Source organism: Vitreimonas sp. (assembly GCF_035627415.1).
Lineage (GTDB): Bacteria > Pseudomonadota > Alphaproteobacteria > Caulobacterales > Aquidulcibacteraceae > Vitreimonas.
In genome coordinates, this window is sequence record NZ_DASPLU010000010.1 from 37,461 (window position 1) to 58,100 (window position 20,640).

23 protein-coding genes are annotated in these 20,640 nt (G+C 65.2%); 15 read left to right on the forward strand and 8 right to left on the reverse strand.

The annotated features are described in order from the left end of the window. Positions 1 to 47 precede the first annotated feature (47 nt). Together trmB and VEA80_RS07745 are read left to right on the forward strand one after the other, a co-directional pair. A complete protein-coding gene (gene trmB / locus VEA80_RS07740; RefSeq protein WP_414731500.1) occupies positions 48 to 827 on the forward strand; it encodes a tRNA (guanosine(46)-N7)-methyltransferase TrmB in 780 nt (259 codons plus the stop codon). A gap of 70 nt (positions 828 to 897) precedes the next feature. Beyond that, positions 898 to 1,791, forward strand: coding sequence for an alpha/beta hydrolase (locus VEA80_RS07745; protein ID WP_325060140.1), 894 nt, complete (start codon positions 898 to 900; stop codon positions 1,789 to 1,791). Here the strand turns inward: VEA80_RS07745 and vapC are convergent. From vapC to VEA80_RS07760, 3 genes are all read right to left on the reverse strand, one after another. Then, positions 1,788 to 2,180: a type II toxin-antitoxin system VapC family toxin gene (gene vapC / locus VEA80_RS07750; protein WP_325060141.1), complete on the reverse strand. Its 393-nt coding sequence runs from the start codon at positions 2,178 to 2,180 to the stop codon at positions 1,788 to 1,790. The genes VEA80_RS07745 and vapC overlap by 4 nt on opposite strands. Further along, positions 2,177 to 2,395 carry a type II toxin-antitoxin system VapB family antitoxin gene (locus VEA80_RS07755; protein ID WP_325060142.1) on the reverse strand — a complete coding sequence of 73 codons (219 nt, stop codon included), beginning with the start codon at positions 2,393 to 2,395 and terminating at the stop codon, positions 2,177 to 2,179. The genes vapC and VEA80_RS07755 overlap by 4 nt, the downstream gene beginning before the upstream one ends. 747 nt (positions 2,396 to 3,142) lie before the next feature. Continuing rightward, positions 3,143 to 4,390, reverse strand: coding sequence for a DUF6438 domain-containing protein (locus VEA80_RS07760; RefSeq protein WP_325060143.1), 1,248 nt, complete (start codon positions 4,388 to 4,390; stop codon positions 3,143 to 3,145). A 506-nt stretch (positions 4,391 to 4,896) separates the two neighbouring features. Between VEA80_RS07760 and rimP the strand changes: the two genes are divergently transcribed. The 6 genes from rimP to rbfA all read left to right on the forward strand — a co-directional run bounded on the left by rimP (position 4,897) and on the right by rbfA (position 11,589). Next, positions 4,897 to 5,484: a ribosome maturation factor RimP gene (gene rimP, locus VEA80_RS07765; protein ID WP_325060196.1), complete on the forward strand. Its 588-nt coding sequence runs from the start codon at positions 4,897 to 4,899 to the stop codon at positions 5,482 to 5,484. Positions 5,485 to 5,566: 82 nt separating this feature from the next. Next, positions 5,567 to 7,225 carry a transcription termination factor NusA gene (nusA, locus tag VEA80_RS07770; RefSeq protein WP_325060144.1) on the forward strand — a complete coding sequence of 553 codons (1,659 nt, stop codon included), beginning with the start codon at positions 5,567 to 5,569 and terminating at the stop codon, positions 7,223 to 7,225. Further along, complete coding sequence (locus VEA80_RS07775) at positions 7,194 to 7,934, forward strand: RNA-binding protein (protein WP_325060145.1); 741 nt, start codon at positions 7,194 to 7,196, stop codon at positions 7,932 to 7,934. The genes nusA and VEA80_RS07775 overlap by 32 nt, the downstream gene beginning before the upstream one ends. 30 nt (positions 7,935 to 7,964) lie before the next feature. Then, entirely contained in the window at positions 7,965 to 10,574 is a 2,610-nt protein-coding gene (gene infB, locus VEA80_RS07780; protein WP_325060146.1) for a translation initiation factor IF-2, read from the forward strand. A gap of 8 nt (positions 10,575 to 10,582) precedes the next feature. Continuing rightward, positions 10,583 to 11,170, forward strand: coding sequence for a hypothetical protein (locus VEA80_RS07785; RefSeq protein WP_325060147.1), 588 nt, complete (start codon positions 10,583 to 10,585; stop codon positions 11,168 to 11,170). 8 nt (positions 11,171 to 11,178) lie between these two features. Further along, a complete protein-coding gene (gene rbfA, locus VEA80_RS07790; RefSeq protein WP_325060148.1) occupies positions 11,179 to 11,589 on the forward strand; it encodes a 30S ribosome-binding factor RbfA in 411 nt (136 codons plus the stop codon). A 2-nt stretch (positions 11,590 to 11,591) separates the two neighbouring features. On the opposite strand, the gene VEA80_RS07795 is transcribed toward rbfA, so the two are convergent. Then, the gene (locus VEA80_RS07795) at positions 11,592 to 11,873 is read right to left on the reverse strand and encodes a type II toxin-antitoxin system RelE/ParE family toxin (RefSeq protein WP_325060149.1); all 282 of its coding nucleotides are present in this window, start codon (positions 11,871 to 11,873) and stop codon (positions 11,592 to 11,594) included. Then, positions 11,873 to 12,088: a hypothetical protein gene (locus tag VEA80_RS07800; protein ID WP_325060150.1), complete on the reverse strand. Its 216-nt coding sequence runs from the start codon at positions 12,086 to 12,088 to the stop codon at positions 11,873 to 11,875. The genes VEA80_RS07795 and VEA80_RS07800 overlap by 1 nt, the downstream gene beginning before the upstream one ends. 62 nt (positions 12,089 to 12,150) lie before the next feature. Between VEA80_RS07800 and truB the strand changes: the two genes are divergently transcribed. The 5 genes from truB to VEA80_RS07825 all read left to right on the forward strand — a co-directional run bounded on the left by truB (position 12,151) and on the right by VEA80_RS07825 (position 16,577). Continuing rightward, positions 12,151 to 13,107 (forward strand): tRNA pseudouridine(55) synthase TruB, encoded by a 957-nt coding sequence (gene truB, locus VEA80_RS07805; RefSeq protein ID WP_325060151.1) that lies wholly within the window; start codon positions 12,151 to 12,153, stop codon positions 13,105 to 13,107. 11 nt (positions 13,108 to 13,118) lie between these two features. Then, positions 13,119 to 13,388: a 30S ribosomal protein S15 gene (gene rpsO / locus VEA80_RS07810; RefSeq protein WP_325060152.1), complete on the forward strand. Its 270-nt coding sequence runs from the start codon at positions 13,119 to 13,121 to the stop codon at positions 13,386 to 13,388. 293 nt (positions 13,389 to 13,681) lie between these two features. Next, on the forward strand, positions 13,682 to 15,925 hold the full coding sequence (gene pnp, locus VEA80_RS07815) for a polyribonucleotide nucleotidyltransferase (RefSeq protein WP_325060153.1): 2,244 nt from the start codon (positions 13,682 to 13,684) through the stop codon (positions 15,923 to 15,925). 53 nt (positions 15,926 to 15,978) lie between these two features. Next, positions 15,979 to 16,212, forward strand: coding sequence for a hypothetical protein (locus VEA80_RS07820; RefSeq protein ID WP_325060154.1), 234 nt, complete (start codon positions 15,979 to 15,981; stop codon positions 16,210 to 16,212). Between the two features lie 53 nt (positions 16,213 to 16,265). Further along, entirely contained in the window at positions 16,266 to 16,577 is a 312-nt protein-coding gene (locus VEA80_RS07825; RefSeq protein WP_325060155.1) for a hypothetical protein, read from the forward strand. A gap of 397 nt (positions 16,578 to 16,974) precedes the next feature. Here VEA80_RS07825 and VEA80_RS07830 read toward each other — a convergent pair whose 3' ends face one another. Further along, positions 16,975 to 17,790, reverse strand: coding sequence for an enoyl-ACP reductase (locus VEA80_RS07830; protein ID WP_325060156.1), 816 nt, complete (start codon positions 17,788 to 17,790; stop codon positions 16,975 to 16,977). Positions 17,791 to 17,904: 114 nt separating this feature from the next. Here VEA80_RS07830 and VEA80_RS07835 point away from each other — a divergent pair, with 114 nt between their 5' ends. Both VEA80_RS07835 and VEA80_RS07840 read left to right on the forward strand, forming a co-directional pair. Next, positions 17,905 to 18,207, forward strand: coding sequence for a hypothetical protein (locus VEA80_RS07835; protein WP_325060157.1), 303 nt, complete (start codon positions 17,905 to 17,907; stop codon positions 18,205 to 18,207). A gap of 104 nt (positions 18,208 to 18,311) precedes the next feature. Beyond that, positions 18,312 to 18,830 (forward strand): NUDIX hydrolase, encoded by a 519-nt coding sequence (locus VEA80_RS07840; RefSeq protein ID WP_325060158.1) that lies wholly within the window; start codon positions 18,312 to 18,314, stop codon positions 18,828 to 18,830. Here VEA80_RS07840 and fabB read toward each other — a convergent pair. After that, positions 18,827 to 20,041 (reverse strand): beta-ketoacyl-ACP synthase I, encoded by a 1,215-nt coding sequence (fabB, locus tag VEA80_RS07845; RefSeq protein WP_325060159.1) that lies wholly within the window; start codon positions 20,039 to 20,041, stop codon positions 18,827 to 18,829. The two genes, VEA80_RS07840 and fabB, sit on opposite strands and share 4 nt — an antisense overlap. A gap of 12 nt (positions 20,042 to 20,053) precedes the next feature. Next, positions 20,054 to 20,596 (reverse strand): 3-hydroxyacyl-[acyl-carrier-protein] dehydratase FabA, encoded by a 543-nt coding sequence (gene fabA, locus VEA80_RS07850; RefSeq protein WP_325060160.1) that lies wholly within the window; start codon positions 20,594 to 20,596, stop codon positions 20,054 to 20,056. Positions 20,597 to 20,640: the final 44 nt, after the last annotated feature.

Here is a 20,640-nt window from a genome sequence, read left to right on the forward strand (position 1 = left end):
GTTCGCGCGAGGGCAGCGACCATTGCCTGACACCCGACACCTGATACCTGACACCTGAAATGGACGAGAACCGCCCCCTCCGCACCTACGGCCGCATCAAAGCGCGCACGCTGAAGCCGCGCCAGGCTGGCTTGGTCGAGGCGCTGCTGCCGCATCTGGCCGTGCCGGAGGAGGGGGCGATCGATGTGGATGAACTCTTCTCCCCGCCCCCTTGCGGGGCGGGGCCGGGGGTGGGGGTAACGGCCGCATCTTCTCAGAATGCGGCGCTGATACCCCCCTCCCAACCCTCCCCCGCAAGGGGGGAGGGCTTGATCCTCGAAATCGGCTTCGGCGGCGGGGAGCACCTGGTGGCGCAGGCGGTCGCGCATCCTGATGCGCGCTTCATCGGCGTCGAACCGTTCCTCAACGGCGTCGCTTCGTGTTTGCGACACATCGAAGAGAGCGGCGCGCAGAATATCCGTCTGCACCAGGGCGATGCGCGCGATGTGATCGCGCGGCTGCCGGACGGTTCGCTCGATCTGGCGTACATTCTTTTCCCCGATCCCTGGCCCAAGACGCGCCACCACAAGCGCCGGCTGATCCAGCCGGAGTTTCTGAGTGAGCTGGCGCGGGTGATGAAGCCGGGCGCGGAAATGCGTTTCGCCACGGATTGGGCGAACTATGCATCGTGGACCTTGGAGCATTTCACGCGCGATCCGCGCTTTGTCTGGACCGCCGAGCGGGCCGAAGATTGGCGCACGCCTTGGCCGGGCCATGCGACGACGCGCTACGAAGCGAAAAGGCTCGGCGACTGCGCGCCGGTGTGGCTGCGGTTTGTCCGGGCCTGAAATTTTGCGCCCGATGTAGGATCGCGGCCCCACGACTCGTCTTGGAAGCGACACACAGTTGGAGGTTGCCGTGAACAACGTTTCCCGCCGTACGATCCTGGGCGCCAGCGCAGTCATCGCCGCCGCGGCCATATCGACGCCCGCCGAAGCAGACACCGCCGTTCGCGGCGGCCAATCCGGGTACGCAGCCGCGGACGACGGCCACCGCATCTATTACGAAACCTACGGCCGCCGCTCGGGCGTGCCGATCGTGCTGCTGCATGGCGGCGTGATGGCGATCGAGTCGGCCTGGGCGCCGGATTTCATTCGCCGCTTCGCGCGCACGCGTCGCGTCATCGCCGTCGAGCAACAGGCGCACGGCCACACGGCCGATCGCGCCGGCCAACCGATCAGCTACGAGCGCATGATCGACGACACCAAGGCCGTGCTCGATCATCTCGGCGTCGGCCAAGCCGATTTCTTCGGTCACAGCATGGGCGGGGCGATCGCCGTCGGCATGGCGATCCGCCATCCGGAGCGCACGCGCAACGTCACCGCGCTTTCGACTGGATACAGCTCGGATGGCATGCTGCCGGAGCTGATCGAGATGAACCGGAATCCGCAGCATCAGCCATCGGCCGACCTCATCCCGCTGTTGCCGACGCAAGCGGATTTCGAGTCTTGGCAGGCGACGTATGCGCGCGTCTCGCCCGACGGCGCAGCGGGGCTGCAAAACGTGCTGACCAAGCTCCACACGCTGATGAACACGTCGGAGGGCTATACGGAAGAGCAGCTGCGCGGCATCCGCGCGCCGACGCTGCTCGCGATGGGCGACCGCGACTTCATCACCGCCGAGCACTTCGCCCGCATGGCTTCGCTCATCCCTGGCGCACAGTACGCCGTGCTGCCGGGCACGACGCATATGAGCATCCTCCAGCGCGGCGACTGGCTGGAAAGCATGATGGCGGCGCGGTTTTGGGTTTAGACGACGACCTGCAAGCCCAGGTGCTGCACCATTGGTTCGAAGTCGCGGTCTTGGTGCAGCAAACGATACCCGCGCGCGATGCAGAATGTCGCGATGATGAAGTCTGTCATTTTGCGCGGCGTTACACCGAGCGCACGCAAGCGGCGGTAGAGCCGCGCCCCGTCTGCCGCGTGCGTATCGTTTAACATGGGCTCGACGGTGAAGGCCCGCAGCGTGGCTTCGATCTGCGCCGCGTGCTTGTCGTCGCGCGCCCCTTGCAGACATTCGAGCAGCACGAGGTCGCCAGTAACGACCGCCGTCGGCTTCTGGAGCCCGCGCAGCACGGCCACGGCAGGACTCACCTCGTTGCGGAAGTGCGCGATCCAAACTGAACTGTCGACGACGATCATCGACCGGGCGGATCGTCGAGCCGCATTTGCTCCAGATCGCCTTCCCAGCCGATGCCGGCTGAATTGCGGAGCGCCTCACGACGGCGGTGTGTGTCGACGAGTTGGCGCAGCGCCTCTTCGACTGTCGCGCGTTTGGTGGACAGGCCAGAGGCCTGCATGGCCTCCTGCAGCAAGTCGTCGTCGATCTCGATGTTGGTGCGTGTGGCGCGGGCCATGTGTATGCTCCGGGGGAATTATACACATCTAATCGCCCAGTGCAACGACGGCGGTGGTGGGAGGCTTGCCGGCTAATCATGCTCACCTTCCTTGCGCGCGGACGCGCGTCATCCTTGTTGATCCTGGGGATCGAAAGAGAGGTCCGCCTGCGCCAAGACTTTGGCGGACGAGAGGGCGGGACGCGGATTTGTCACGCCAGGCAGTGCGCCGCTCGAGGCGGCGCGGAACGACGCGGCAAATCCGCGTCCCGTGATCGTTGGGCATCGGCGCCGTCGCGGGAGATGTTTCACTCTCGGAGGCGGCTCGGCCGATGGCGCGCGGGTTCGTGCGTTCGACACGAATCCCCTGTGCATCCTCCCGCCTTTTCATGTTCGGCGGGCTTCTCCTCCGCTTTGCTCAACCGCGCTGCAGAGGTTCACGCTCGATCACATCGCTCGTCGCATCGGGTGAACATTGGCCAACTGCCCTCCAGCGGAGCGATGGGAGCAGCTTAAGGCCGCGCCGGAGGTGTAGGATAGATTTTTGCGCGATGGTGCAAGGGCGTGATGTTTGCGCAACAAGCGGGAATAGGGGCGTGCTGTTTTGTTGTTCGCTGAGTCCAACGCGCGTCCCTTCTCCTGGTTAACGAGAAGGCGGTCGCGAAGCGGCCGGATGAGGTTTGCCGGCGAATGCGGAAGTCGGCGCAGACACGCCAATAGCCCCTTCGGAGTCCGCTTTTCGCCGAAAGACGCCGGTCGTCTTGAATCTCAATCGGGAAGGGCCGTCGCGGACGGGTGCGCCATAAGCCATATGGCTGTCCTGGGCATGTTCCTCTCACGCGCCTGCTCGGTGAGCGTCCTGCCGTCGTAATAGTGGCCTATCGGGCTTGCACCCGACTGCAGCAATCGCAGGACGATGGTATCGGTCCAACTGCCGAATACGGCGCTATTGCCATCATAGTCGAGCACGCGCGGATCTGCTCCGTTGGCGAGGAGCAAGTTTAAGAGCTCGATGTTCTCCACGCCAAAGATCGCCGTCTGACCCCGGGCGTTGCGCCGATTTGGATCGGCGCCATGTGCAAGTAGCCGCTCAGCGACAGCGACCCGCGTCGCTTCATCTCGGCACTGATAAGTGGTTGCGAGATTCGCTAGCGCCGAGCCTTCAAGGTGGTCATTGGAATCATCATCGCTGGGCGGTCTCCGCTGTGCTGGTGGAGGATCAACTGCCACGCCCGATGAGATTGCAACATCAACCATGACGGGGTTGCAGCCCGCGGCAAACCGCGCGAATGCAGCGTTCGCTTCGGCCGCGCCCAGTCGTTCGAGCCACCCTCGTGTGACCAACGCCTGGAACAACGCGGGTCTTCCATAGCTAATGGCGTCACGGACCAACGCGCTTCCAGCATATTCCGATGACTGCACTGACGGGTCTAGGTCCGACAGACGCATTTCAAGTGGTGCGCCGCGCTCAATGAGATCAACTAGCGTTGAGTCGTCCGCGCTGCTTACGCCATTCAACGCCAGCACGGCCGCTTCTCTCGAATGAAAATCAAACCCCGTGGCCGCAAGAGCCTCGACCAAACCCTCGGCTCCCCGGACCCAACGAGCCGTCCCGGCAAGGCGATCTACTTCCTCCTGAAGGTGGGATACTGATCTCGGCATCCCAACTTTTTGGCCAACATAGTCGACGACCGTCTTCTTGCCGTGCCCAGTGTCAATGGTGAGCACATAGGTCGGATTGTCTGTGATCTGGGCCGTGTACTCATCGCGCAGCGAGAAGAAGTGCGCGTCTCGAAACTGCTGGACCAATGCAGCGACGGCGGCGGGGTCGATCCGGTCGTCGTGCCGTCCGCGAACAAGCACACCAGAGGAGAAGGCCATCGCCCGATGGAGGCCAGAGGCCGAATCGGCCGCTTCGCCATCGGTCTCAAACACTACGCGCCCGTCGCCATGGATCGTTACTGAATAATCGGCACATGCTCCGAAGCACGCCGACCTTTGCAGCGTAATCGTCAACTTGTCTCGGTCGACGACTGGAAAATTGTCCGCCCCAACAGAGCACTGCGCCAACAGAGCGAGCGCGACTACCACTGCCGAAGCACGCAGGACAATTAAGAGATTTCGGGATGCGGCACGCACTCTGGAATGAGAGCACAACCGTCAAGAGCTCGGAATGGGTTCACGAAAGCGGTCACTGGGAAGTGTTCGACTTTCGCTGAGGCGGGTTCAAACATGGAGCGGGCATAGCCGACACTGCACGTCTCAACCGCCATTGTCCGCAATGGGCCAGAAGCGGACATGGTTACAATGGCAAACGCCGGTAAACCTCATTCGGCCCGCCTACGCTGACGCTTCGGCGGGCCACCTTCTCCTAAACCAAGAGAAGGGGCGCCAAACCTAAGGGCTTGGCGCAGGCCCCCGGACCCGCTATATCCCATCCGTTACATCGCTGATGCCTCCGGTGGAGGTTCAGCGGCGGGGCCCCGGGCTCCGCCGCTTTTTGTTTACCTAGGGAGCCGCTTCTGCGCGCGACGAACCCTGTTGAAGAGCGTGTCATCGCGCTGATCGAGCCGACGGCTTCGGGCCTCGGCTACCGGATCGTGCGGGTGCGCCTGTCCGGCAATCGCAGGAAGCGGCTGCAGATCATGGCCGAGCGCGTCAGCGACGGGCAGATGGGCATCGACGATTGCGGCCGGCTCTCGCGCGCGCTCTCGCCCGTGTTCGATCTCGAAGACCCGGTGCAGGGCGAGTACGACTTGGAGATCAGCTCGCCCGGCATAGATCGCCCGTTGATGCGGATCGAGGATTTCGAGCGCTTCATCGGTCACGAAGCAAAGGTCGAAACCGCGGCGATGATCGACAACCGGCACCGCTGGCGCGGGGTGATCAAGGCGGTCGAAGGCGATGAAATCGTGCTCGCGACCGATACCGGCGATACGCGGCTGAAGTTTTCGGCTTTGTCGGAGGCGCGCCTCGTGCTGACCGACAAGCTGATCGAAGAAGATTTGAAGCGCGCCCGCGATGCAGAAGCGGCGGGCGACGAGGAAAACTCCTCCCCCGCAAGCGGGGGAGGTGCGAGCGAAGCGAGCGGAGGGGGAGAGTCCGACTGAGGTCGCCCCCTCAGTCAGGCTTACGCCTGACAGCTCCCCCGCACGCCGGGGAGCAGTTGAAAAGGAACGAAGGACAAGAACCATGAGCACCGGCATTTCCGCAAACCGGCTGGAAATCCTGCAGATCGCCGATGCGGTCGCGCGCGAGAAGTCGATCGAAAAAGAGATCGTGATCCAGGCGATGGAGCACGCGCTGCAGAAGGCCGCCCGCTCGCGCTACGGCGCCGAGCACGACATCCGCGCCACCATCGATCCGAAGACCGGGGAGATGGAGCTGAAGCGGGTGATGACGGTGGTGGACGAGAGCGTGCTCGATCCTGAAACGCGCCCGTTCAATCCCTCGACCGACATCATGATCAATGTCGCCCAGAAGAGCGATCCGGAAGCCTTTGTCGGCAAGGAATATGTCGAGGGCCTGCCGCCGATCGAGTTCGGCCGCGTCGCCGCGCAGACGGCCAAGCAGGTGATCAATCACGAGGTGCGCGAAGCCGAGCGTGAGCGCCAATACGGCGAATACAAGGATCGCGTCGGCGAGATCATCAACGGCGTCGTCAAGCGCGTCGAGTTCTACAATGTGATCGTCGACCTCGGCCGCGCCGAAGGCGTGATCCGCAAGTCCGAGTCGATCCCGCGCGAGAACCTGCGCGTCGGCGACCGCACGCGCGCCTACATCTATGATGTGCGGCGCGAGACCAAGGGGCCGCAAATCTTCCTGTCGCGCGCCAAGCCGGAATTCATGGCCCGTCTTTTCGCGCAGGAAGTGCCGGAAGTTTATGAAGGCGTGATCGAGATCAAGGCCGCCGCCCGCGATCCGGGCTCGCGCGCCAAGATCGCGGTGCTGAGCCACGACAGCTCGATCGATCCGGTCGGCGCCTGCGTCGGCATGCGCGGGGCGCGGGTGCAGGCGGTGGTTGGCGAATTGCAGGGCGAGAAGATCGACATCATTCCATGGTCGCCCGATCCGGCGACGTTCATCGTCAATGCGCTGCAGCCGGCCGAAGTCTCCAAGGTCGTGCTCGACCCGGAAGAGGCGCGCGTCGAAGTGGTGGTCGGCGAAGCGCAACTCTCGCTCGCCATCGGCCGCCGCGGCCAGAACGTGCGCCTCGCCTCGCAGCTCACCGGCTGGTCGATCGACATCATGACCGAAGCCGAAGAGTCCGAGCGCCGGCAGAAGGAATTCGCGACCCGTACGGAACTCTTCGTCAAAGCCCTCGAAGTGGACGAGATGTTCGCCCAGCTGCTGGCGTCCGAAGGCTTCGAGACGGTCGAGGAGATCGCCTATGTCGAGCAGATGGATCTCGCCTCGATCGAGGGCCTTAACGACGAAATCGCCGACGAGCTGCAAGCGCGTGCGCGCGAGTATCTGGATAAGCTGGCGGCTGAACTGGAAGCCAAGCGCGTCGAACTCGGTGTCGAGGACCAGCTGAAGGACGTGCCGGGGCTGACCGCGCAGATGCTGGTCGCGCTCGGCGAGAAGGGCGTGAAAACGTTGGAGGACTTCGCCGGGCTCGTGGGCGACGACCTGCGCGGCTATTTCGAGACCAAGAACGGCGAACGCGTGCGCGAGCCGGGCGTGCTCGAAGGCTTCGAGCTGACGCAGGAACAAGCCGATGCGCTGGTGCTGAACGCGCGCATCGCCGCCGGCTGGATCGACGCGCCGCCGGAAGAAGAGCCGGTCGAAGAAGTGCGAACTGAAGGAGACGCGGACGATGTCGCCAGCGTCTTCCCAGATAGAGGCTGAACGGCCGCGCCGCGGACGTGAGCGGCGCTGCATCGTCAGCGGTGAAAGCGAGAGCGAAGCGGGCCTGGTCCGCTTCGCGCTGGCGCCTGACGGTATGGTGACGCCGGATGTCGCGGCCAAGCTGCCGGGCCGCGGCGCGTGGGTGCGTGCTGACCGCACCAGCATCGAAGCGGCGGCGAAGAAGGGCCATTTCGCGCGCGCCTTCAAAGCCCAGGTCAAAGTTCCCGACGATCTTGCCGGCCTCACTGAGCAATTGCTCGCGCGGCGCTGTTTGGATCAGCTCGGGCTCACGCGCCGCGCCGGCGCGATCGCCATCGGCGCGACGCAAGTCGAGGCTGCGATTCGCGCAAAGCCGGCTTTTCTGCTGCTCGAAGCGAAAGACGGCGCCGAGGAGGGTCGCGAAAAGCTGATGAGCCTCCATATAGGGCTCTGGCGCCGCCCGCCGCCCACCGTGGGGTGCTTTGCCTCCGAGGAATTGGGCGTGGCGTTGGGGCGGGAACGTGTGATACACGCTTGCCTGCTTCAAGAGCGCTTGGCGATGGGCTGGGCGGCGGAAATCGCCCGCCTCGCCGGCTTTCGCGCCATCGTCCCAGCCTCTTGGCCCGCTTCCTGGCGCTCTGTGTCGTGGAAACTGGGCGGCGCGGACGCTGGAGCCAACCAGGGCCGCGACGGGCGCTCCGATATTGACGAACCTGCGACGAAGAACTGACGACGAATTTAGGATTGGCAACTCGACTGCATGTCTGACGGCAACGAACAAAAAGAAGCTCCGAGCGGCCGCAAGCCGCTGACCCTGACGCGCACGACCTCGACGGGAACGGTGCGGCAGAGCTTCAGCCATGGCCGCACCAAGCAAGTGGCCGTCGAAGTGCGCGAGAAGCGCGCGATCAACCGGCCGGGCGCCGGCGGCGCCGCAGCGCCCGGCGCGCCGGGCCCTGGCGTGCCGCCGCCGCTGCGCTCCGCGCGCAGCGCAGCGCCCGCCGCCGAGCCGGCGCCGCCGAAGCCGCAGCAGCAACCGGGCGGCATCAGCGACGAAGAAGTGCGCCGCCGCGACGAAGCCGTGCGCCGTGCGCTGGCCGAGCGCGAAGCGCGCGAACAGCGCCTGCGGGCCGATGAAGAGAAGCGTCAGGCGCTGGAAGATGCGCAACGGCGCAAGGCGGCCGAGGATGCAGCCGTCGCCGCCGAAGCCGAAGCGCGCCGCCGCGCCGAAGCTGAAGAAGAAGCCGCCGCGAACGCTGCCGCGCAATCCGCCGAACAACGCGCCAACGCTCCGGCGCAACGTCCCGCCGCTGCGCAGCAGCAGCAACAACAGCAACCGCAGCGCTCCGACGCTGGCCTGCTCGACGAGCTGGGCGGGCGCATCAAGTCGGCGCGCAAGCCGCTCGCGCCCACGCCGGCAAAGCCGGCGAAGAAGGGCGAGCCGGAACGCCGCAAGGGCAAGCTCACGCTCGACATGGTCGAGCGCCAGGTCGCCGGCGACGACGACCGCGTGCGTTCGCTCGCGGCCTACCGCCGTGCGCAGCAGAAGGAAAAAGAGCGCCGCGCCAAGATGATGGGCGGCAGCGGCGAGCGCGAGCAGATCAAGCGCGAAGTTACGATTCCGGAGAACATCACGGTCCAGGAGCTGTCGAACCGGATGGCGGTGCGCGTCGCCGACATCATCAAGTTCATGATGCGCCAAGGCCAGATGATGAAGCAGGCCGATGAGCTCGATGCGGACACCGCCGAGCTGATCGCCACCGAATTCGGCCACACCGTGAAACGCGTCGCCGAATCGGACGTCGAAGAAGGTCTCGCCGGCGATATCGTCGACACGGAAGAGAACCTGCAGCCGCGTCCGCCGGTCGTGACCATCATGGGCCACGTCGACCACGGCAAGACCTCGCTGCTCGACTCGCTGCGCCAAACCGATGTCGCCGCGGGCGAAGCGGGCGGCATCACCCAGCACATCGGCGCCTATCAGGTGCGCCTGCCGGACGGCCAGCGCGTGACGTTCCTCGACACGCCGGGCCACGCTGCGTTCACCGCCATGCGCGCCCGCGGCGCGCAGGTGACGGACGTCGTCGTGCTGGTGGTGGCCGCCGATGACGGCGTCATGCCGCAGACGGTCGAAGCCATCAATCACGCCAAGGCGTCGGGCGCGCCGATCATCATCGCGATCAACAAGATCGACAAACCCGAAGCCAATCCCAACCGCGTGCTGACGGAATTGCTGCAGCACGAGATCATCACCGAAGCGCACGGCGGCGACACGCTCGCGGTCGAAGTCTCGGCGACCAAGAAGTTGAACCTCGACAAGCTGGTCGAGACCATCCTGCTGCAGTCGGAAGTGATGGAGCTGAAGGCCAATCCGGATCGCCCGGCCGAAGCGACAGTGATCGAATCGAAGCTCGATCGGGGCCGCGGCACGGTGGCGACCGTGCTGGTGCAGAAGGGCACGCTGAAGCGCGGCGATATCGTCGTGGTCGGCGCCCAGATGGGCCGTGTGCGTGCGCTGACCAACGAGCGCGGCCAGCAGCTGCAGAGCGCGGGCCCGTCGGAGCCGGTCGAGATCATGGGCCTCGAAGGCGTGCCAGATCCGGGCGATGTGCTGAACGTCGTCGAAAACGAGAACCGCGCCCGCGAAGTCGCGAACTATCGCGCCCGCACCAAGAAGCAGAAGACGGCGACCGCCGCTACGCGCACGGGGACGTCGCTCGAAAGCATGATGGCGAAGTTCAAGGATTCGACGGCCAAGGAGCTGCCGGTCCTGATCAAGGCCGACGTACAAGGTTCGGCCGAAGCCATCGTCGGCTCGCTGGACAAGCTGGCGCACGAAGAAGTGCGTGCGCGCGTGGTGCTCTCGGGCGTCGGCGGCATCAACGAATCGGACGTGCAGCTGGCGAAGACCTCGGGCGCGCCGATCATCGGCTTCAACGTCCGCGCCTCGAAGGAAGCGCGCGACCTGGCCGAGCGTGAAGGCGTCGAGATCCGCTATTACGCGATCATCTACGATCTGATCGACGACATAAAGGGCGTCATGTCCGGCATGCTCGCGCCGCAAACGCGCGAAACGTTCCTGGGCAATGCGCAGGTGCTCGAGGTGTTCAACATCTCGAAGGTCGGCAAGGTCGCCGGCTGCCGCGTCGCCGACGGGGTCGTGCGCAAGGGCGCCAAAGTCCGCATCCTGCGCGACGATGTCGTGATCCAGGAAATGGGCGTGTTGACGACGCTGAAGCGGTTCAAGGACGAGGTCGATCAAGTCGTCGCCGGCCAAGAGTGCGGCATGAGCTTTGGTCCGTTCCAGGACATCAAGCAAGGCGACGTGATCGAGTGCTTCAACGTCGAAGTGGTGCAGCGGTCGCTCTGAGGCAGGCAATGCGCGGGGTAGTCGTAGCGGCGATGGCGGCGGTGCTGGCGCTCGGCGCATGCCAGCGCGAGCGCAGCGACGAGCAGCTTCCGGGCGAACGGCCGGTGACGGTCGTCGAACCGGAAACGCGGGTCGACGCGGTGCCGCAGGAAGAGCCTGCGGTGGCGCGCTCGCAGTGGCGCGCGACCAGCGAGCAGGCGCGTAGCGTCACCGGCAATCTGCGCGTCAGCCTCGAAGGGCGCCGCGGCGGGCCGGTCGTGTTCGCGTTCGCCAACGGCATTACGGTGCGGGCGCAGCCCTACAACGTGGTGCCGGCGGACCAGCGATCCGGCGCCGGCGGGCAGAGCTTCGCGGCCGTCCTCGCCGGCGATCCGCGCGTCGACGCCTATCTCTATCGGGTGCTGGACGAGAACCTCATTCCGGGGCGCAGGGCTGGCCTGTGCGGCGAAGAGACGACGCGCCATATGGCGGTTAGCGAGTTCGTGGACTCTAGCGGGCGCTGGGTGTTCAAGATCGCGGCGTTCCGGGGCGAGGCGCGGCCGCCGTCGAGCGCCGACCCGGAGCTGTGCGGCGCGTTCGCCTACACGGCGCAGTAAGACGGAAGATGAAACGCAAGTCGCGAAGTCATGAGGGCGCCGGCCCGTCGCAACGCCAATTGCGCGCGGCCGAGTTGGTGCGTCATGCGCTGGTCGAGATCGTCGCGCGCGAGGATTTGCGCGATCCCGATCTCCAGGGCGCCTCGATCACGATCGGCGAAGTGCGCGCTTCGCCCGATCTGAAGCACATGACCGCGTTCGTCTCGGCGCTCGGGCCCGGCGATCCGCAGCGCATCGCCAACGGGCTGACGCGTTCGGCCGGGTTCTTGCGCGGCCGCCTGGCGAAGTCGGTCGATCTGCGCTTCACGCCGCAGCTGCACTTCCAGCCGGACGTCTCCTACGAAGAAGCGCGCCATATCGACGAATTGCTCGCCAGCCCCGAAGTGGCGCGTGATCTGAAGCACGAGGACGAAGCGTGAGCCTACTTTCGTCGGCGCTGCTTAGCGTGAACGATTGCGCGGATTTCGACGCGGTTCGCGTGGACTCGGTAGATCACGAGGTAAGGTGTGCGGGGCGCCGCCAGTTGGCGGAGGTTGCGATGCCGCGGCGAGGCTGGCGCGATCTCGGGGAAATGTTCGAGCAGGGCCACCGCTGCCAGAATGCGCTCGCCGATGCGCCTAGCGCCCGAGGGGCTCTCCGCGTTGATGAAAGCGATGGCGGCGTCGAACTCGCGTCTGGCGCTTTCAGCCCAGACGACTTCCATCAGCGGACGCGGTCGCGAAAGGCGCGGACGACCTCCGCATGCGGCGTCATGGGCTCGTTTGAATCGAGGCGCGCTTCGATTTCGGCCCACTGTTCCGGGCTGAGCAAGTCTTCGCCGGCTTCATCCAGGAGAAGGTCGATCTGCGCGGCCACGGACTCCTGCTCCTCTTTCGGCAGCGCCCGCAAGCGCGCGATAGTGGCGTCGAGATTGGCCATATCTGGAACATATCACTCTGCGCGCGTCGGAGCCACTGGCTCTGCCGCTGGGACTTGAGAACATGGGTCGTAGAAAGAAGGGCGACGACGTCTCGGGCTGGGTCGTGCTCGACAAGCCCGATGACATGACGTCCACGCACGCCGTCTCCGCCATCCGCCGCATCTTCAATGCGCAGAAGGCGGGCCATGCCGGCACGCTCGATCCGCTTGCCTCCGGGGTGCTGCCGATCGCGCTGGGGGAGGCGACAAAGACGGTGCCGTGGCTGATGGAGGCGCAGAAAACCTACGTCTTCACCATCAAGTGGGGCGTCTCGACCGACACGCAGGACCGCGAGGGCAAGGAAGTCGCGCGCTCGGACGTGCGGCCGACGCCGGAGGCGATCCGCGCCGCGCTGCCGGCGTTCGTCGGCGAGATCGAGCAGGTTCCGCCGCAGTTCAGCGCCGTGAAGGTGGATGGCGAACGCGCGTATGACATCGCCCGCTCGGGCGAGACGGTGGAGCTGGAGCCGCGCCAAGTCACGGTTTACGAGGCCGAGCTGATCGGCGCGGAGGGCGATGATCTCTCCACGTTCCGGTTCCGCTCGGGCAAAGGCTTCTATATTCGCGCCCTGGTCCGCGATCTGGCGGCAAGACTTGGCGCGGAAGGCCATGTCTGGCGTCTCCGCCGCACCGCCGTCGGGCCGTTTACCGAGGCTGACTCCGTCACCCTCGACGCGCTCGAGGATTTGCGCCATAAGGGCGCCGCGTCAGAACGCCTGAAACCCGTTGAGACCGCGCTGGACGACATCCCGGCACTGGCCGTCAACGGAGAGGACGCGTTCAAGCTCAGACAGGGACGGCCCATCGTCCTCCTCCCGCATGTGGTGGAGGCGCTGAAGCCGAAATTCCGCGATCGCTTCATTGGCGGCGTGGATGCCTCCCGAGCCGCCGTCGCCTTGTTTCAGGGCAAAGCGGTCGCGCTGGGTGACGTGCGAGCCGGCAAATTTTCGCCGACCCGCGTGTTTCACATTCCGGACTGATAGGAGTTCCGATGTCGGTGACTGCAGAGCGCAAAGCCGCGCTCATCAAAGACAATGCGAAGAGCACGAACGATACGGGCTCGCCCGAAGTTCAGGTTGCGATCCTCTCCGAGCGCATCGCCAACCTCACCGAGCACTTCAAGACGCACAAGAAAGACAACCACTCGCGCCAGGGCCTTCTGAAGATGGTTTCGCAGCGCCGCCGGTTGCTCGACTTCCTGAAGAAGAAAGACCAAGCGCGCTACCAAGCGCTGATCGAAAAGCTGGGTCTGCGCCGCTAAGCGCTGATCGCCGGGGCTTAGCACCCATCCCCGGGCGAGCGAAGCGAGGCCCGGGGCCCATAAACTCAACCGTTTGAGGTTATGCGCCACGCATTCGTGGTTATGGGTCCCGGACTTGGCGCTTCGCGCCAATCCGGGAATGGGTGTGAGCCAGAAACCACCGCCTTCTTCCCCGGCGAAGAAGACAGAACGAACCTCCGGCCATCCGGGCCGGAGGCAATCCGCGCAGGCGGCCGCCGCCCGCGCATTCGACGCGGCGCTGAGGCAGGGGCCTCATCGCCTGGAGTACGATGATGTTTGATGTGAAATCCGTTTCCCTCGACTGGGCGGGGCGCAAGCTCACGCTCGAAACCGGCAAAGTCGCCCGTCAAGCCGACGGCGCCGTGTTCGCGACCTGGGGCGAGACCGCCCTCTTGGCCACCGTCGTCTATGCGAAGGAAGCGAAGCCCGGTCAGGACTTCTTCCCGCTGACCGTGAACTATCAGGAAAAATACTTCGCCTCGGGCCGCATTCCTGGCGGCTATTTCAAACGTGAAGGCCGCCCGACCGAGCGTGAGACGCTGCTGTCGCGCCTGATCGACCGCCCGATCCGCCCGCTCTTCGTCGATGGATTCAAGAACGAAGTGCAGGTCATCATCACGGTGCTGAGCTGGGACAACGAAAACGAGTCCGACATTCTGGCGATGGTCGCCGCGTCGGCTGCGCTGACCATTTCCGGCGTTCCGTTCATGGGGCCGATTGGCGCTTCCCGCATCGGCTGGATCGACGGCAAGCCGATGCTGAACCCGACCATCGAGCAAATGAAGACGAGCGATCTCGATCTCGTCGTCGCCGGCACCGCCAACGCGATCATGATGGTCGAGTCGGAAGTGAAGGAGCTCACCGAAGCGCAAATGCTCGAAGCGCTGACGCTGGCGCACAAGGGCATGCAGCCGGTGATCGATGCGATCATCGAACTCGCCGAGAAGGCCGGCAAAGAGCCGTTCGATTTCACTCCGCCCGACAATTCGGCGCTCAAGGGCCGCATTGTCGAACTCGTCGGCGCCGAACTCGCGGACGCCTACAAGGTGGTGAAGAAGGACGCGCGCCACGAAGCGGTCGGTATCGCCCGCGACAAGGCCAAGGGCGTCCTCGTGAAGTCCGACACCAATCCTGACGGCGCCGACGCGAACGTCTTCAAGGAAGTGTTCAAGGAAGTCGAAAGCGACATCGTCCGCTCCCGCGTCGTCCGCGAAAAGGGCCGCATCGACGGCCGTCCGGTCGACAAGGTGCGCCCGATCGAAGCGATGGTCGGCTTCCTGCCGCGCACGCACGGCTCGGCGCTGTTCACGCGCGGCGAGACGCAAGCCATCGTCGTCGCGACGCTGGGCACCGCGGAAGACGAGCAATTCATCGACGCGCTCTCGGGCACGTCGAAGGAGCGCTTTCTGCTGCACTACAACTTCCCTCCGTACAGCGTCGGTGAAACCGGCCGCATGGGCGGCGCCGGGCGCCGCGAAATCGGTCACGGCAAGCTGGCGTGGCGGGCGATGAAAGCGGTGCTGCCGACGGCGGAGCAATTCCCGTACACGGTGCGTCTCGTCTCCGAGATCACCGAGTCGAACGGCTCCTCGTCGATGGCGACGGTCTGCGGTTCGTCGTTGGCGCTGATGGATGCGGGCGTGCCGATCGCCGCGCCCGTCGCCGGCGTCGCCATGGGCCTCATTCTCGAAGACTACGGCTTCGAAGTGCTGACCGACATTCTCGGCGACGAGGACCATCTCGGCGACATGGACTTCAAGGTGGCCGGCACCGAGAAGGGCATCACCTCGCTGCAGATGGACATCAAGGTCGCCGGCATCACGCAGGAGATCATGCAAGTGGCGCTCGACCGCGCGCACGCGGGCCGCATGCATATCCTCGGCGAGATGAACAAGGCGCTCAACGCGCCGCGTGAAAGCGTCGGCGCAACGGCGCCGCGCATCGTTCAGATCAACATCCCGGTCGACAAGATCCGCGACGTGATCGGCACCGGCGGCAAGGTCATCCGCGAGATCGTCGAAAAGACGGGCGCGAAGATCAATGTCGAGGACGATGGCACGGTGAAGGTCGCCTCGGCCAACGCCGACTCGATCGAAGCCGCCGTGAAGTGGATCAAGTCGCTGACCAGCGAACCGGAGGTCGGCCAGATCTACGAAGGCAAGGTCGTTAAGGTGATGGAGTTCGGCGCGTTCGTGAACTTCTTCGGCGCCAAGGACGGCCTCGTCCACGTCTCCCAGCTGGCGCGCGAGCGCGTCGAGAAGCCGGGCGATGTCGTGAAGGAAGGCGACACCGTGAAGGTGAAGCTCTTGGGCTTCGACGATCGCGGCAAGGTGCGCCTTTCGATGAAGGTGGTCGACCAGGCCACCGGCGCCGATCTCTCGGCGGAGATGGGCGAGGAAGCGGAAGATCACGGCCCGCGCCGTGAGCGCAGCGATCGCGGCGACCGCGGCCCGCGCCGCGGCGGCGGCGGTCGTGACCGCGGCGACCGTCCGCGCCGCGAAAGCTCGGGCGACTAAGCTCTAGCGCTAAAAGCAAACGGAAAAGCCCGCTTCGCAAGAGGCGGGCTTTCTTGTTTAGTGGCGCGATGGCGGTGGTTGTGCTGGCGAAGTACGCGTCGTTTTCCGAGGCGCTGGTGGCCAAATCGGTGCTTGAGGCGGAGGGCGTCGGCGTCGTGATGCCGGAGCAGGGCCTAGTCGCGGGTCAGCTCGACGCCGGGGTGATGGGCGGCTGGCGGCTGCTGGTGCGGGAAGAGGAGCTGCCGCTGGCGCAGCGCATCCTGCTCGAAGCGCAGCTGGGTCCGTAAGCGCCGGAACGAGCCGCGGCGCTGCTGGTTGGTCATCCGAGAGGAGACCCATCATGCCGCAACAACGCGATACCGGCCGCGAACCCGATTACACGCGCAACACCCGCCCGCCGCCCGACAATCCCGACGACATTGAGATCGATCAGGAGCAGGAGCGCGAGCGCCAACGGGCCGGCCCCGACGATCTGAAACGCAATCCCGGCATCGGCGCGTCCAAGGGCGCAACTATGGCGGGCGCGGACGCTGACGACGTCGACGATCTCTACGCCGAGGGCGAGAACACGTTTCCGGGCGATGTCGAGAACGATTCCGGCCGCCCCGGCACGGGCGTCGACCCGAAGCGCCGGCCGCGCGAGAACAAGTAGCGCCGATGCCTGACCGCCGCACAGAACCGCGCGGAACGCCGAGCACGCTCGCCGGCGTTCCGCCGCGCGGGCCACGCGCGAAAGATCTTGCGCCGACGGATCAACTGAAGTCCGAGATGGATCAGGAGCACGAGGCGAGCGCGCTCGATCCGGAGGATGATCTGCGGTCCCCACATACGCGCCCGCGAACGCGCGGCCCAGTCCAACGCGAACCGCCGGAGCAAACATCCGAGGCTCACGATGGAGAAGCCGACGAAATTGGCATCGAGATCGACAATGCCATCGAGCGTCCGCAGACAGACGATGCGGGGCGCCGGTCGAGCTAAGTGCGTTTGTTGCGCGCACCGAGCGGTCGGCGGCGGCGGCTGCGACGGCAAGCGCTACGCCAGAACGTCATTCACTCTTCGCCGGTGCTCGGCACGCCGACGATGTGGAAGCCGGCGTCGACGTGGACGACTTCGCCGGTGGTGGAGCGGCCGAGATCGGAGAGCAGCCAGAGCGCGCAGCCGGCGATGCCTTCCATGCTCGTGTCTTCCTTCATCACCGACCATTCGCGACCGGTCTGGATGAGGCCGCGGCCGCCCTGGATGCCGGCGATGGCGAGCGTGCGCATGGCGCCAGCGCTGATCGCGTTGACGCGGATGCCATCGGGCCCGAGGTCGCGGGCCATGTAGCGCATCGAAGCTTCAAGCGCCGCCTTGGCGACGCCCATAACGTTGTAGCTCGGCAGCACACGCTCGGCGCCGAGATAGGTCAGCGTCACCATCGAGCCGCCGCGGCCCATCAGCTTCGACGCGCGCTTGCCGGCGGCGACGAACGAGAAGGCGGAGATGTCCATCGAGCGCAGGAAGTTCTCGCGCGTCGTGTTCTCGACGAACGAGCCCTTGAGTTCATTCTTGTCGGAGAAGGCGATCGAGTGGACCAGGAAGTCGAGCTTGCCCCATTCCTTGCCTAAGCGATCGAACACAGCGTCGAGTTGCGCATCGTTGGTGGCGTCGCACTCGAGCATGAGCTTGGAACCGATCGACTCCACCAGCGGCCGCACCCGCTTCTCCAGCGCCTCGCCCTGATACGTGAACGCGAGTTCAGCTCCCTGCGCCGCCAGCTGGCTGGCGATGCCCCAGGCGATCGACTTGTCATTGGCGACGCCCATGACGAGGCCGCGCTTGCCGCGCATCAGCTCGCCTTTCGGGAAAACCCACTCGTCCGCCATGTTCTGCTCCCTCGAAATTCGCCGCACCTAGAAAGCCTTGGACGCCAGCGGTCAAGCGGAACCGCGTGCGCAGGGCGGCGTTTTGGCTCCGAAGATTACGCTTAGGAGCAAGGAATGGCCGAAATCCGCGAAACCCACGTCAAGCGCGACGAAAACGGGCGGGTGACGGACACGAAAGTGATCATCGACCACCCGAAGAAGAAGTCCGGCTTTGGTTTCGGACTGCTGCTGGGCGTCGTGCTGATCGCCGGCGCGCTCCTCGCGTTCGTCTACAGTCAAGGCTCGTTCCAGGAGGCGGCGCGCGAAGCCGATCAGGTGGCCGCGCAAGTCGAACAGCAAACCGCGAGCGTGGCTGATACGGCAGGCGACACCGCTGACCGGACCGGCGACACAACCAGCGAAACCGTGACGAATTAACCCCTCGTCTCAAAGGGATCGCTTGGGAGAACGCCGGCTCGAAAGAGCCGGCGTTCGTCATTTCGGCTGGCCGCGTCATTACCGTAGAAACTTGTTCCGATCACGTGCGTTTGATTCGCATGCCGTTCGATCTCGCTGCGCACGAAGCCTGCGTTCACGTCCAACTTCGCACGCTCGACAGCCAAGTCGCCGCCATACCCGTGCGCTGGGTCGACGGCTCGCCGGAGGTGCTGCTGATCACCAGCCGTGGCCCGGGCGAATGGATCGTGCCGAAGGGCTGGGCCATGCTCGACTCTCTCGCTGCCGAGTGCGCTGCGCGCGAGGCGTTCGAGGAAGCGGGCGTCACCGGCGAAGTCGAACCCTATTCGCTCGGCACGTTCGAGTATTGGAAACGCACGAAGCACGGCAAAGTGTTCTACGAAGTCACGGCGTATGCGCTGCACGTGCAGTACGAGCTGCCGGATTGGCCTGAACGCGAAAAGCGCAAGCGTGCATGGTTCGCGCCGGAAGAGGCGGCGCGGCTCATCGGCAACGAAGGCTTAGCAGAGCTAATCCGGTCCGCCGTCCAGGTCGAGTTCAAGACTGCGCCGCCGGTGTTCGCCGGCGTTGGCCTGCTGAACTAGGCCGCCACGCGCGTGAAGGCGAGCGTGGCGTTGGTGCCGCCGAAACCGAACGAGTTGGACAGCACGCAATTCAACTCGCGATCTTCGCGCTTGCGCAGGATCGGCAGATCTTCGAACGCCGGATCGAGTTCCTCGATGTGCGCGCTCTCGCAGGCGAAGCCATTGTTCAACATCAGCAGCGAGTAGATCGCCTCCTGCACACCGGCGGCGCCGAGCGAATGGCCGGTCAGCGACTTGGTGCTGGAGATCATCGGCGGCTTGGCGCCGAACACCGCCCGCACCGCCTCCATCTCCCTGAGGTCGCCGACCGGCGTCGAGGTGCCGTGGGTGTTCAGATAATCGACCGGGCGATCGAGATACTTCATCGCCATTTTCATGCAGCGCGCCGCCCCTTCGCCGGACGGGGCGACCATGTCGAAGCCATCGCTGTTGGCGCCGTAGCCGGCGACTTCGCCGTAAATCTTAGCGCCGCGCTTCTTCGCGCGCTGGTATTCTTCCAGCACCAGCACCCCGGCGCCGCCGGCGATGACGAAGCCGTCGCGGTCCTTGTCGTAGGCGCGCGAGGCTCGCGCGGGTGTGTCGTTGTACTTCGTGCTCATCGCGCCCATGGCGTCGAAGAGGACGGACAGGGTCCAATCCAGTTCTTCGCTGCCGCCGGCGAACATGATGTCCTGCTTGCCCTCGTAGATGTGCTCGTAGGCGTTGCCGATGCAGTGGGCGCTGGTCGCGCAGGCCGAGCTGATCGAATAGTTCACGCCCTTGATCTCGAACGGCGTCGCGAGCGTCGCGCTGGCGGTGGAGCTCATCGCTTTCGGCACCGCGAAAGGTCCGACGCGCTTTGCGCCTTTCTCGCGCGCCGTATCGGCCGCTGTCACGATGGCCGCGGCGGAGGGGCCGCCCGAGCCCATGATGATGCCGGTGCGCGGGTGGCTGATCTCGTCCTTGGTCAGGCCGCTGTCGTCGATCGCCTCTTGCATGGCGACATAGTTCCAGCCCGAGCCTTCGCCCATGAAACGCATCACGCGCTTGTCGACGACGTCTTCCGGCTTCAGTTGCGGCTCGCCGTGCACCTGGCAGCGCATGCCTTTCTCGGCGTACTCGGGCGCAGCGACGATGCCGCTCTTGGCGTTGCGCAGGCTCTCCAGCACCTCCGGAACGTTCTTGCCGATGGAGGATACGATCCCCATGCCGGTGACGACGACACGACGCATTGGCTGGCGCTCCTACTTCAGTTGCGTTTCGAGCTGTTCGGGCGAGAACAGGCCGACCTTCAGGTCTTTGGCCGTATAGATAGTCACGCCGTCGGCTTTCACGACGCCGTCGCCTATGCCCATATGCAGCGACCGCTGGATCACGCGCTTCATGTCGATTTCGTAGCTGACGAGTTTCGTGCTGGGCGTGATCTGGCCGCGGAACTGGACTTCGCCAACGCCAAGCGCGCGCCCGCGGCCTGGCGAGCCCGCCCAGCACATGAAGAAGCCGACCAGCTGCCACATTGCGTCGAGACCAAGGCAGCCCGGCATCACCGGATCGCCCTTGAAGTGGCAGTCGAAGAACCAGCGTTCCGGATTGATGTCGTACTCGGCGTGGACGAAGCCTTTGCCGGCGGAGCCGCCGTCCTTGCTGATGTGGACGATGCGGTCGAACATCAGCATCGGCGGCAGCGGCAGCTGCGCATTGCCGGGCCCGAACATCAGGCCCTCGCCCGAGGCGATCAGGTCGTCATAGGAAAGGGAGGAAGGCCGCTCGGCTTGGCTGATCGCCATGTTTGTCTCTGCGAAAGAAGGGAATTTCCCGCCCGACTTACAGG